8 protein-coding genes are annotated in these 12,621 nt (G+C 60.1%); 3 read left to right on the forward strand and 5 right to left on the reverse strand.

Features of this window, described 5'->3' with window-relative positions; all coding sequences use genetic code 11:
- The first annotated feature begins 118 nt into the window (after window positions 1–118).
- Window positions 119–2,161, forward strand: a complete 2,043-nt coding sequence (locus tag K7R21_RS17915) for a sodium-translocating pyrophosphatase (protein WP_224984651.1) — start codon at window positions 119–121, stop codon at window positions 2,159–2,161.
- Between the two features lie 632 nt (window positions 2,162–2,793).
- Here the strand turns inward: K7R21_RS17915 and glgA are convergent.
- The 4 genes from glgA to clpB all read right to left on the reverse strand — a co-directional run bounded on the left by glgA (window position 2,794) and on the right by clpB (window position 9,537).
- Complete coding sequence (gene glgA / locus K7R21_RS17920) at window positions 2,794–4,356, reverse strand: glycogen synthase GlgA (RefSeq protein WP_224984652.1); 1,563 nt, start codon at window positions 4,354–4,356, stop codon at window positions 2,794–2,796.
- Window positions 4,357–4,444: 88 nt separating this feature from the next.
- Entirely contained in the window at window positions 4,445–5,704 is a 1,260-nt protein-coding gene (locus K7R21_RS17925; protein ID WP_224984653.1) for a M48 family metallopeptidase, read from the reverse strand.
- Window positions 5,705–5,945: 241 nt separating this feature from the next.
- Window positions 5,946–6,818 (reverse strand): DNA-binding protein, encoded by an 873-nt coding sequence (locus K7R21_RS17930; RefSeq protein WP_224984654.1) that lies wholly within the window; start codon window positions 6,816–6,818, stop codon window positions 5,946–5,948.
- A gap of 97 nt (window positions 6,819–6,915) precedes the next feature.
- A complete protein-coding gene (clpB, locus tag K7R21_RS17935) occupies window positions 6,916–9,537 on the reverse strand; it encodes an ATP-dependent chaperone ClpB (RefSeq protein WP_224984655.1) in 2,622 nt (873 codons plus the stop codon).
- Window positions 9,538–9,774: 237 nt separating this feature from the next.
- Here clpB and K7R21_RS17940 point away from each other — a divergent pair, with 237 nt between their 5' ends.
- Window positions 9,775–10,341 carry a hypothetical protein gene (locus K7R21_RS17940; RefSeq protein WP_224984656.1) on the forward strand — a complete coding sequence of 189 codons (567 nt, stop codon included), beginning with the start codon at window positions 9,775–9,777 and terminating at the stop codon, window positions 10,339–10,341.
- An 88-nt stretch (window positions 10,342–10,429) separates the two neighbouring features.
- Here K7R21_RS17940 and K7R21_RS17945 read toward each other — a convergent pair whose 3' ends face one another.
- Window positions 10,430–11,503, reverse strand: coding sequence for a branched-chain amino acid aminotransferase (locus K7R21_RS17945; RefSeq protein ID WP_224984657.1), 1,074 nt, complete (start codon window positions 11,501–11,503; stop codon window positions 10,430–10,432).
- A 215-nt stretch (window positions 11,504–11,718) separates the two neighbouring features.
- On the opposite strand from K7R21_RS17945, the gene rpoH reads away from it, so the two are divergent.
- Window positions 11,719–12,570 (forward strand): RNA polymerase sigma factor RpoH, encoded by an 852-nt coding sequence (rpoH, locus tag K7R21_RS17950; protein ID WP_224984658.1) that lies wholly within the window; start codon window positions 11,719–11,721, stop codon window positions 12,568–12,570.
- Window positions 12,571–12,621 lie beyond the last annotated feature (51 nt).

Genomic DNA, 12,621 nt, shown 5'->3' on the forward strand with positions numbered 1-12,621 from the left:
GCGGGGACGAATTAGATTGACAAAATGGGGCGTTTTCGATAACAATCACCCGTTTTTATGACTATGTTGGAAGGCAAGCCTTTTTTTGAGGCATATCCAAATAGGAGGAATTTTTTCAATGGAACAGTATGCAGTAGTCTTCGCCCTGGTCTGTGCCGCGGCGGCAGTCGCCTACGGCCTGATCTCGGCCCAGTGGATCCTGGGGCTTCCCCAGGGTAACGAGCGGATGAAGCAGATCGCCTCCGCGATCCAGGAAGGCGCGGGCGCCTACATGAAACGTCAGTACACCATCATCGCGGTGGTGGGCGTTGCCATGTTCGTGGCCCTCTTCGCCTCCCTCGGTTGGATGACCGCGGTCGGCTTCCTGGTCGGCGCCGTGTTCTCCGGTCTCACCGGCTTCATCGGGATGTTCGTTTCGGTGCGCGCCAACGTAAGGACCACCGAGGCTGCCAAGTCCGGCATCCACAAGGCCCTCAACGTTGCCTTCAAAGGCGGCGCCATCACTGGCATGCTGGTCGTCGGTCTGGGCCTTCTGGGCGTTGCTGGCTACTACATGTTCCTTCAGGCTGTCATGCCGGGCGCTCCGGTCAAGGAAGTGGTTGGCCAACTGGTCGGCCTCGGCTTCGGTGGTTCGCTGATCTCCATCTTCGCCCGTCTGGGCGGCGGTATCTTCACCAAGGGCGCTGACGTCGGCGCCGACCTGGTGGGCAAGGTCGAGGCAGGCATCCCCGAGGACGACCCGCGCAACCCGGCCGTCATCGCGGACAACGTGGGCGACAACGTCGGCGACTGCGCCGGTATGGCCGCCGACCTCTTCGAGACCTACGCCGTGACCCTGATCGCCGCCATGCTGCTGGGCGCCATCAGCTTCGCAAACGCAGGCGCGGTCAGCTACCCGCTGATCCTGGGCGGCATCTCCATCATCGCCTCCATCATCGGCACCTACTTCGTGAAACTGGGCGGCTCCGGCAAGATCATGGGCGCTCTCTACAAGGGTCTCATCGCTTCCGGCGTGATCGCCTGCATCGCCTTCTACTTCGTCACCGTCCAGATGTTCCCGCAGGGTCTTGCCGAGGCTAACGGCACGGTCATCTCCGCAACCAACATCTTCATCTCTGCCATCGTCGGTCTGGTCGTTACCGGTGCCATCTTCTGGATCACCGAGTACTATACCTCGACCGAGTTCGCCCCGGTCAAGCACATCGCCGAGGCCTCCAAGACCGGCCACGCCACCAACATCATCGCCGGTCTCGGCATCTCCATGAAGGCGACCGCACTGCCGGTCATCGTCATCTCGGCAGGCATCATCGTCGCGGCTAACTGCGCAGGCGTTTACGGCATCGCGATCGCCGCGGTTTCCATGCTCTCCCTGACCGGTATCGTCGTCGCCATGGACGCTTACGGCCCGATCACCGACAACGCCGGCGGCATCGCCGAGATGGCAGAACTCGATGACTCCGTCCGCGCCGTCACCGACCCGCTCGACGCAGTCGGCAACACCACCAAGGCTGTCACCAAAGGCTACGCCATCGGCTCCGCCGGTCTGGCTGCCATCATCCTGTTCACCTCCTACGTCCAGGAGCTGACCATCGCCGACAAGACCTTCTCCCTCTCCGATCCGAAGATCATCGTCGGTCTCTTCATCGGCGGCATGCTCCCCTACTACTTCGCCGCTATGTGCATGGAAGCGGTCGGTAAAGCGGGCGGCGCGGTCGTCGACGAAGTCCGTCGCCAGTTCCGCACCATCGCTGGGATCATGGAAGGCACCGGCAAGCCGGACTACGCTTCCTGCGTGGACATCGTGACCAAGACCGCTCTCAAGGAGATGGTCATCCCGGGTCTCATCCCGATCCTCGCCCCGATCGTCGTCGGCTTCACCCTCGGTCCCAAGGCACTGGGCGGCGTCATCGTCGGCTCCATCGTCACCGGTATCTTCGTGGCTATCTCTATGACCACCGGCGGCGGCGCTTGGGATAACGCGAAGAAGTACATCGAGGATGGCTACCACGGCGGCAAAGGCAGCGAAGCTCACAAGGCTGCCGTTACCGGCGACACCGTCGGCGACCCGTACAAGGACACCGCCGGCCCGGCGGTCAACCCGATGATCAAGATCATCAACATCGTGTCGCTGCTCATCGTTCCGCTGCTGAACAAGATGTAGCACCGGCTTTTAGCTGAAATGAAAAGGGCGTCCCGGAATTCCGGGGCGCCTTTTTTTATGCCGCTGGCTAAACGCGTCTCCCTTCCGGACGAGCAGAGAGGTGACTGGAGAGCAAACAGCTCATTCCCTCCCCCCCTGGGCAAGCCCTGTTCGGAAATAGTGCGATTTCTGTTGGAAATAGTGAGATCCCAATGAAATAGTGAAATCTCGGTCGGAATAGTGAAATTTCAAATGGAATAGTGCAATCTTGGTTCGGAATTTCACTATTTCGATTGGAATAGTGCAAACTTGGTTGGAAATTTCACTATTTCAATTGGAATAGTGCAAAGTTGGTTGGAATTTGCATTATTCCGTCGACAATAGTGCAATCTTCGTTCGGAATTTCACTATTCCATTTGAAATAGCGCAAACCGGGTTGTGAATTGCACTATTTTGCCGGCGATAGTGAAATCTCGTATGGAATAGTACAATCCCAGCCGGCTTAGGGAAGTTTTCCGCGGCAGGAGAAGCGGCGTGGGGCTCGCGATGCCTTGCTGTGCGGGCAGTTGCTGCGAATGGCTTCCAACATGGTGGGTTACCCGTGGCTGTTGCGCAATTCGGTGGGAGTACGTCGAAACCGTTTGGTCACCTCGCTAGGCCTGGGGCTGATATGCCTCGGTTTCCTTGCGGGGTCTTTTTTTGTTGGGGGGAGTCCTCTCTTCCATCACCTGCCTGAACCTCTCTTCGCCCAGTTTCCTTCTCATTCCCTCCAGGTAGAGCAGCTCGTACTTCTCGGCGGCATTCTCCCAGGTGAAACGCTTGGCCATGGCGTTTTTGCGCAGCGCCGCAATCGCCTCGGGATCGTGGTACCAGGTGTGCACTGCCCAGCCGACGGTGTCGAACAGGGCTCCGGCGTCGAGGTTCCAGAACTTGAAGCCGTCGCCGGTGCGCCGGGTGGCATCGAAGTTCTCCACGGAGTCGTCCAACCCGCCTGTCGCGCGCACGATGGGGAGGGTCCCGTAGCGCATGCTGTACATCTGGTTCAGGCCGCACGGCTCGAAGGCGGAAGGCATCAGGAAAAAATCGCAGCCGGCCTCGATGCGGTGGGCCAGGCTGTTGTCGTAACCGATGCGGCAGGCGAAGCGATCGGGGCGGTCCGCCGCGACACCGCCGAAATAGAAGTGGGCCCAAGGTTCGCCGGCGCCCAAAAGCACCAACTGGATGTCCAGCTCCAGAAGGCGGGGCAGCGCCTGCGCCAGGATATCGATCCCCTTCTGCTTCACCAGGCGCGAGACCATGCCGATCAGGGGCACATCCTCACGCTGCGGCAGACCCAGGGCGCGCTGCAACTCCTTCTTGCAGATTGCCTTTCCCGAGAGATCGTTGGCGCTGTAATTGGCGGGCAGGAGGCGGTCCTCTTCCGGGTTCCACTCATGATAGTCGACGCCGTTCAGGATGCCGGAGAGGACGCCGGAGCGCTCCCGGACCACACCTTCCAGCCCCCAGCCGTACTCCGGGGTCTGGATCTCCCGTGCATACCCTTCGCTGACGGTATTAAGCATCGTGGCGTGGTAGATCCCACCCTTGAGAAGATTCACTTGGTTGTCCATCTCAAGTTCCAGGAAGGTGAAGTGGTGCCACCCGATACCAAGGACGTCCATGGCCCCTTCGTAGAAGCTCCCCTGGTGCTGCATATTATGGATGGTAAGGAGCGATGCGGCCTGGGAGAGGTGGTAGTCGTGGCGGTACCAGGTGTTCATCAGCATCGGAACAGCGGCGGTATGCCAGTCGTGCGCGTGCACCACGTCCGGTGTGAACTGGAGCATCTTGCACAGTTCCAAGCTGGCCTTGGAGAGGAAGATGAAGCGGTTGTCGTTGTCGAGATACCCCTGGTTGTCCCTCTCGTAGAGCGAATCCCGCCCGTAGAAATCCTGGTGTTCTAGGAAATAGATGGAGACGCTGGAGCCGGGCATGGTGCCCTGGTACACGCCGCAGTACATGTTACCGATGATCCCCATGGGGACCACCAGCACGCCGGGGAGTTGGCGCAACTGGTAACGCTCGCGGTCAACCTTGTAGTAGCGGGGCATCACCACGCGGACGTCGTGCCCACGCGCCTGAAGATATTTGGGGAGGGCGCCGACGACGTCCGCGAGACCGCCTTCCTTAGCGAAGGGGACTGCTTCCGAGGCGGTTATCAGGATGTTCAGACGCATTTCGATCGGCTCCTGTTGCTGGTCTTGTGACTTGAGGCCTCAGCAAAAATACCAGAACAAGAGTAGAGGCGCAATGAGGTTGTGTTAATTATTCCGACGGTGCCTTCCCCTTCATGGCGCGCAGCGCCGCAACCCGGTCCACAACCGGAGGATGGCTGTAGTAGAAAGCCGCGTAGAGCGGGTGCGGGTGCAGGTTGGAGAGGTTCTCGGTGGATAGCTTCACCAGGGCGGAGGCGAGGGCTTCCGGAGCACCGGACAGGTCGGACGCGAAGCGGTCCGCCTCCCATTCGTTGCGACGCGACAGCCACGAGCCGATGGGCGTCAGCGGGAAGGAAATGATGGAGAAGATGAAGCTGACCATGAGGACCTGGGCCAGAAACGACGCTTGTGGGAGGCCGAACAGAAGCGGAAGCCCGCCCCAGACAATAACCTGGTGCACCAGGAAGAAGAGCGCGAGGGCGGCAGCCTCCATGAGCACCAACCGTTTCCAGATGTGCCCCTTCTTCCAGTGTCCTGTCTCGTGTGCCAGGATCGCCAGCAACTCCGGACGCTGCATCTGCTTCAGCAGTGTGTCGTAGAGGACGATGCGCTTGACCCGCCCGATGCCGGTGAAATAAGCGTTGGAGTGGAGGCTGCGCCGGGAAGCGTCCATCTGCTGGACATCCTTCACCCTAAGATCCGCCTTTGCTAGCATCATGCGGATCTCTTCCTCTAGTTCCGGGTCGCCCAGCGGTTCGAACTTCGAGAAGAGCGGTTCGATGACGTAGGGGGAGATGTAGATCATGACGATGGAGAAGAGGGCGAAGAAGGCCCAGACCCAGAGCCACCAAAGGCCAGGGGAGTGTTGGACTAGCAACAGCGCCGCGCTGATGACGATGGCGGTGAGGGCCGCCGAGATCAGGGCTGACTTGAGGAGATCCGAAAGCCACAGGCTCGGCGTCGTGGTGTTGAAGCCATAGCGCCGCTCCAGGCGGAAGGTGCTATAGAGCGAGAAGGGGATGTCGAGCACCTCCTGGATCAGGGTGAGGACCAGCATGAACAGCACACCCCGGAGCACGAACGAGTCAGTGAGCGAGGCGATCCACCGGTCGTAGAGCGGCAGCAGCGGGGTGAACATGAAGATGAGCAGCAGCGCACTGTCGTAAATGGAGTCGATCAGGGCCAGCCGACTCTGCGCCAGCGTGTAGCTCGCCGACTTGGCCAGCGCCTGCGCATCGACGGCATCTGCGAACCCCTCCGGGACGGTGCTGCCATAGCGCCGGAGGTGGCGCAGGTTCAGATAGCGCAGCAGGCAGGCTGCAGCGAAGCGCGCGAGGTAGAGGACGATCAAGAGTGAGGTGGTGGACATGGTAGTTCCCCTGTGCTGCGGCTGTCAAAAACGGGACGCTCGGACTTTTATCCCTCGTCCTCCGGGAGAGAGTGGCCGGAGGACGAGGGAGGGAGATGCCGGCGGTGTCATGCTTTCTTCGTGGCAACGCCCTCACCCCGACCCTCTCCCGGGGGGAGAGGGAGTGTTTGCGGCTGAAAGGTATTAAAAAAGGCCCTCCGTCTGGACGGAGGGCCTTTGCGTTGTTTACCCGCGGGACGTGTTACTTCTTCACGCTCCCCTTCTCGATGATGGCGGTGTATTTGTAGCCACCGCCGAAATCCTTGTCCTTTGCGAGGGTGCCGGAAACGGTGATGACATCGCCTTCTTCCGCGTTGTCGGTGGTGGTCACCACGAGGTCGTTGGTTTTCTTCTTGTCGTTGCCGGTGCCGTCCTGGAGGTGCAGCCAGTTCTTGTTCATGATGCCGGAGGCGACCTTGACCACCTGGCCACGCACCACGACCTGCTTGCCGTTCAGGGAGCCGCTTTTGGCAAAGATCTCCTCAACGGTGTAGGCGTTGGCGCCGGTTGCCTTTTCCACCTTGATCTTCTCGCCAGGAGTGGCCTTCTTGGCCTCCTTGGCGGCAGACTTTGCCGCAGCGCCTTTAACTTCCGGTGCGTTGCAGAACAGTATGCTGTCGAAGGTGCGGTTGAGGGTCTTGCTCTGGAACTTGCCCATCGGCATGCAGCCCTTAAAGGAAAGGGTATCTCCGACGCGGGTTTCGAGGACTGGGTATGCTACCCAGGTCTTGGTGCCATCGGCCACTTCCAGGTTGGCGTAGGTGTAACCGCCGCTTGCCATGGTCTCGATGACCTTGCCGACGGGGTTGGTGTCCCCTGCTGCAGCAGGGGCAGTGCCACCCATCATCATGGAATGGCCGCTTGTGGACATGCTCTTTTTGATGGCCTCGACTTTGGACTCGGCTTTTTCAGGTGCCTTGGCAGCAGCGTCGGCTTTGGCATCGGCAGCTTTCGGTGCGACTGCTTCGACCTTGGTGTCTGCCTTCTCGGGGGCTTTGGGTATGTCGGCACAGCTTCCGGCTACCGGCAGCGCCAGCGTGACGAGGACGGACATCATGGTGGAATAACGCTTCATCTAAGACTCTCCCCCACATCGAATTACCGCTTGGGCGGCGCAAAACCCTAGCTTTGCGCCGCGTACAATAGCAGCTTAAAGATGAAATATCAATTTGTTAATTTGGGTTCTTGTATTCGTTAACTTCGCTATTTTTGCCGATGGCCAGGGAAGTCCCATCGGCTGTCACGTCGACCTCGACCGTGTCTCCTGGGCCGAATTTTCCTTCCAGCAACATGAGCGCCAGCGGGTCCTGTATCTTGCGCTGCAGGGCGCGTTTCAAAGGCCGGGCTCCATAGGCGGGGTCGTAGCCTTCCCGCGCCAGGAACTCCCGTGCCTGGTCGGTGACCTCCAGCCCAATGCTCTTCTCTTCCAGTCGCTTGGTGAGTGACTGCAGCTGGATTGAGACGATCTCCTTGATCCGCTCCAAGGGGAGCGCGTGGTAGATGACGATCTCGTCAACGCGGTTCAGGAATTCCGGCTTGAACGCCTCCCTGAGCGTCTCCATGACCTCACCCTGCATCTTGGCGTAGTCGGTGGCGCCGTACTGTTGGATCCACTGTGAGCCAAGGTTGCTGGTCATGATGATCACGGAATTTTTGAAGTCCACCGTTCTCCCCTGCCCGTCGGTTAGCCTGCCGTCGTCGAGGATCTGCAAGAAGACGTTGAATACCTCAGGATGTGCCTTCTCTATCTCGTCAAAGAGCACGATGCAGTAGGGGCGGCGCCGCACCGCCTCGGTGAGTTGCCCTCCCTCCTCGTAACCGACGTATCCCGGCGGAGCCCCGATTAGGCGCGCCACTGTGTGTTTCTCCTGGTATTCGCTCATGTCGATGCGCACGATGGCTTGGTCGTCGTCGAACAAGAACGAGGCAAGGGCGCGGGCGGTTTCCGTCTTGCCGACCCCAGTGGGGCCCAGGAAGATGAAGGAACCGATGGGACGGTTCGGGTCGGAGAGACCGCTCCTTGCGCGGCGCACGGCGTTGGCAACAAGGGTGAGCGCCTCGTCCTGGCCAACCACCCGGCTCTTCAGTCGCTCTTCCATGCGCACTAGCTTCTCGCTCTCGGTCTCCAGCATCCGGTTCACCGGGATGCCGGTCCACTTGGCGACCACTTCGGCCACCATCTCGGCATCCACCTCCTCCGGGAGCATCTTCCCTTCTTTCTGGATCTGTTCCAGGGTGAGGCGCTTGTCCTCGATCTCCTTCTCGATGGCTGGGATTTCGCCGTAGCGGATCTCGGCTGTGCGGGCCAAAAGACCATCGCGCTCAGCGCGTTTGGCCTCCTCGGCCTTGTCCTCCTTGTGCTGTTTGAGTTCGCCCAGTTCTGCGAGGAGATTGGTCTCCCTTTTCCAGTGGCTGTTCAGTTCGTCCGACTGCGCCTTCAGCGTCGAAAGCTCCTCTTCCAGCTTTTTCAGTCTCTCAAGTGCTTTGGGGTCGTGTTCGCGCAGCATGGCCTCCCGCTCGATCTGGAGCTGGATGACGCGCCGGTCGATCTCGTCGATCTCGGTCGGCTTGGAATCCAGTTCGATCCTGAGCCGGGATGCCGCCTCGTCGATGAGGTCGATCGCCTTGTCGGGGAGGAAACGGTCGGTGATGTAGCGGTCCGAGAGCGTCGCCGCTGCGATGATGGCCGAATCCTTGATCTGGATCTTGTGGTAGTTCTCGTATTTTTCCTTGAGGCCGCGCAGGATCGATATGGTTTCCTCAACGCTCGGCTCGCCGGCGTACACCTGCTGGAAGCGCCGCTCGAGCGCCGCGTCCTTCTCGATGTGCTTTCTGTATTCGTTGAGCGTGGTGGCGCCGATGCAGTGCAGCTCGCCGCGGGCCAGGGCAGGCTTCAGCATGTTGGAGGCGTCCATGGCCCCCTCCGCCGCTCCCGCGCCCACCAGCGTGTGCATCTCGTCGATGAAGAGGATGATCTTCCCTTCCGAGCGCGCCACTTCCTTGATGACCGCCTTGAGTCGCTCCTCGAACTCGCCCCGGTACTTGGCGCCGGCGATGAGGGCTCCCATGTCGAGCGCCATGATCACCTTGTCCTTGAGCGTTTCGGGGACGTCGCCGGACACGATGCGCTGGGCGAGGCCCTCGGCGATGGCCGTCTTGCCCACGCCGGGCTCACCGATCAGCACCGGGTTGTTCTTGGTACGCCGGGACAGCACCTGGAGCACGCGGCGGATCTCGTCGTCGCGCCCGATGACCGGGTCCAGTTTTCCCTGGCGGGCAAGGTCGGTCAGGTCGCGGCAGTATTTGGCCAGCGCCTGGTATTTCTGTTCGGGGTCCTGCTCGTTGACCGCTTCGCCACCGCGCAACTCCTTCAGCGCCGCGAGGATGCCGTCGCGGGTCACGCCGTTCTGACTCAAGAGTCGACCGCTCGGGGTGTCCTTCGAAGCCACCAGCGCCAGCAGCAGGTGTTCCGTCGACACAAAGGTGTCGTGCATCGTGTCCGCTTCTTTCTGGGCCTGGTCCAGGACGCGGTTGAGAGCTGCCGAGAGCCCCACTTGGGCACCACCGGTCACTTTGGGCAGGCGTTTGAGCACCTCGTCCACGCTGTCACGCAGGCGCGGCAGGGGGGCGCCGATCTTCTTGATGAGGTCGGGCACGAAGCCGCCTTCCTGGTCGATAAGGGCGAGCAGCAGGTGTTCGGCTTCGATGGCGGGCGCTGACATGGCGAGGGCGTTTTCATGCGCCGTCGCTATGGCTTCCTGCGTCTTTACGGTCATTTTCTCTGGTCTGATCATGGGTTGCCTCCTAAGTCATAGAAGAAGATAGGGAGGGGGATGAGGCGTGTCAAGGTGGTGGGCTGTTTTTAGCTCAAAGGTGCGGCGGTCATCTGGATCAGTTCACTGTGGCAAGGCTTGTAGTGTGTGGCGAGATATGGCATTATCCGGCAGCGGGTTGCGGTGCCGAGGCGCACGATGGTCGGGATGCAAACCGCTAGCTGTTGGTACGCACGTGATGCTTGCAGGGGAGCTGAGTTGGCAAAGTTGAAATGCAACGATAACGGAGTCGGAGCCGAAGAGCATCCGGATGCCGAGGTCGACCTGGATCTGGCGGTCGAGGACGAGCTGGACGACGACCTTGACCTGGCGGCAGATGAAAATCTCTTCTACGGCGAGGATCCTGACGAAGCGCTCGATGAAGATGGCGATGAGGGCGAGGAACTGGTCTGGGACGCCGAGGAGTTGTCAAAGCCGGTCGTTGCCACGCCGGGGTGCGCTGTCAGTTTCTTCGTGGATAACAAGCGCCACCACGCCATCTGCCTCGCCGTCATCGGCGACGAGGTGCTCCTCGAGCACAAAGACGCGACCCGCTGCTTCCTGTTTATCGGCAAGATTACGGAGATCGTGCCGCGTATACGGCGCGGGGTGGTCTCCGCCACCATCACCGTTGGCTCCCTCAAACGGTGCCGTTACCGGTCGGTTCCCAAGAAGTGGCTCCAGGAGATGATCAAGGCCGGGCTGTCCTGGAAAGGGGTAGAAGGGCCGGGCAAGGTTGCTCCGGCTCCGGGCGAGCTGCTGAGCGGCCAGATGGAGTTGTTCTAAACTTTCATCTCCAGAACGAAATGAAAAGGGGACAGGCACTTTAAAAAGTAGCCTGTCCCCTTTTTCGTTACCTTGTCAGGTGATTGTATTACTTAACCTTCTTGATCCAACCGAACTTGTCTTCGATCTTGCCGGTCTGGATGCCGGTCAGGGTGTCGTACAGGGCCTGGGTGTGCTTGCCGACGCCGCCGGTACCGACCTGGACCGTTTCACCGGCATAGCAGAGGGTACCGACCGGGGTGACTACCGCCGCGGTGCCGCTGCCGAAGGCCTCGGTGATCTTGCCGCTCTTCAGATCCTGCATCAGGTCATTCACGTCGATCTTGCGCTCCTCGACCTTGAGCCCCATGGACTTAGCCAGGGTCAGTACGGAATCGCGGGTGATGCCGTGCAGGATGCTCCCCTCGAGCGGAGCGGTGACGATGGTGTCGCCGTAGGCGAAGAACATGTTCATCGAGCCGACTTCCTCGATGTAACGCTTGTGCACGCCGTCCAGCCACAGCACCTGGTCGTACCCCTTCTTCTTGGCCTCGAGCCCGGCCTTGAGGGAGCTGGCATAGTTGCCGCCGGTCTTGGCTTCGCCGGTGCCGCCGGGGGTGGCGCGGACGTACTTGTCCTCGACCATGATCTTGACCGGGTTGAAGCCGGCGGAGTAGTAGGCGCCCACCGGAGAAAGGATCACGTAGAAGTAGTAGTGGTCCGAGGGCTTGATGCCGACGTGCGGCTCGACGGCGATCATGGCGGGACGGATGTAGAGCGAGGTCCCTTCCGACCCCGGAACCCACGCGCTTTCAAGGGCGACCAGTTGCTCGATCCCTTTCACGAAAAGCTCTTCGGGAACCTCCGGCATGCAGAGGCGTTCCGCGGAGTGGTTGAAGCGACGGGCATTCATCTCCGGGCGGAACAGCGCGATAGTGCCGTCCTCCCATTTGTAGGCTTTCAGCCCCTCGAAGATTTCTTGAGCGTAGTGCAAAACGAGCGCCGCGGGGTCGATCTGGAACGGCTCGTACTTCTTGATGCGGCCGTCGACCCAACCCTGGCCGGCTTTCCATTCGACCAGCAGCATGTAATCGGTGAAAATCCTTCCGAAACCGAGCTGCGACTCGTCGGTGTACTTGGCCTTCTTCTCCCCCTCGCTAATCGGTATTACCCTGATCTCCATGTGGCAGAACCTCCGGTTTTTCGGCGCCAGGCGTCGCTTATTTCGATCTTTTCGTTTACCACATTCGCAGCGGCAGGCGCAAGTAATTTAACCCCCGTAAATTCACGGGCATCCCCTTGATTTTTTGCATGCGGCTTGTTATATTTATTAGCGCTCAAGAGTGGAGAGTGCTAACAGCAGAAGGCAAAACCAGCACTCACAAGGGAGAGATCGACATGACGCACGCAATGCCGGTACCTATAGACAGCCTTACCCTGTACCTCGCGGAGATCAACCGTTTCCCGCTTTTGTCGGCGGATGAGGAGATGGATCTGGCTTGCAGGTTCCGCGACGAGGGGGACCTGGAGGCGGCTCACAAGCTGATTACCTCGAACCTCAGGTTTGTCGTGAAGATTGCCGGGGAGTACCGTTCCTACGGGATGAAGATGCTGGACCTGATCCAGGAGGGGAACGTGGGACTGATGATGGCGGTCAGGAAGTTCGACCCCGCCAAGGGCGTCCGTCTCATCTCTTACGCCGTGTGGTGGATCAGGGCGTACATCCAAAACCACATCATCTCGGCTTGGAGCCTGTTGAAGATTGGCACCACCCAGGCGCAGAGAAAGCTGTTCTTCAAGCTGAACCAGGCCAAACAGGCCATCATCAACATGACCGGCGAAGGCGACCTGCACGCGGCGGCCATCTCGCTGGACGTTAAGGACACCGAGGCGCAGGAGATGGAACAGCGCCTGAGGGGCGAGCTGTCGCTGGACGTGGAGATGTTCGAAGGGGAGGGGGGGACCTTCCTGGAAAGCCTGCCCGACCTGCGCCAGAACCAGGAGGAAATGCTGGCCGAGCGCCAGGAGACCACCATCCTGGAGCAGACGGTAGCAAGCGCGCTCGAACAACTGAACGAGAAAGAGCGTTTCGTCATCGAGCACCGCGTCTCAGCGGACCAGCCGCTTACCCTGCAGGAGATCGCCGACCATTTCTCCATCTCCCGTGAGCGGGTACGCCAGATCGAGGAAGGGGCTCTCAAGAAGATGAAGCGTTTCCTGACCCCGCTGGTCTTGGAGCAAGCGGCTTAGAAACCATCGGCGCGAAGAAAATCTGAGAGATCTGAGAACGCAAAGAGCAAT

The sequence above is a fragment of the Geomonas agri genome, from assembly GCF_020179605.1.
Taxonomy (GTDB): Bacteria; Desulfobacterota; Desulfuromonadia; order Geobacterales; family Geobacteraceae; genus Geomonas; species Geomonas agri.

Excerpts from the sequence above, each read along its gene's own strand:
- K7R21_RS17915 (WP_224984651.1), top strand. The coding sequence starts at position 119 with ATGGAACAGTATGCAGTAGTCTTCGCCCTGGTCTGTGCCGCGGCGGCA.
- glgA (WP_224984652.1), bottom strand. The coding sequence starts at position 4,356 with ATGCGTCTGAACATCCTGATAACCGCCTCGGAAGCAGTCCCCTTCGCT.
- K7R21_RS17925 (WP_224984653.1), bottom strand. The coding sequence starts at position 5,704 with ATGTCCACCACCTCACTCTTGATCGTCCTCTACCTCGCGCGCTTCGCT.
- K7R21_RS17930 (WP_224984654.1), bottom strand. The coding sequence starts at position 6,818 with ATGAAGCGTTATTCCACCATGATGTCCGTCCTCGTCACGCTGGCGCTG.
- clpB (WP_224984655.1), bottom strand. The coding sequence starts at position 9,537 with ATGATCAGACCAGAGAAAATGACCGTAAAGACGCAGGAAGCCATAGCG.
- K7R21_RS17945 (WP_224984657.1), bottom strand. The coding sequence starts at position 11,503 with ATGGAGATCAGGGTAATACCGATTAGCGAGGGGGAGAAGAAGGCCAAG.
- rpoH (WP_224984658.1), top strand. The coding sequence starts at position 11,719 with ATGACGCACGCAATGCCGGTACCTATAGACAGCCTTACCCTGTACCTC.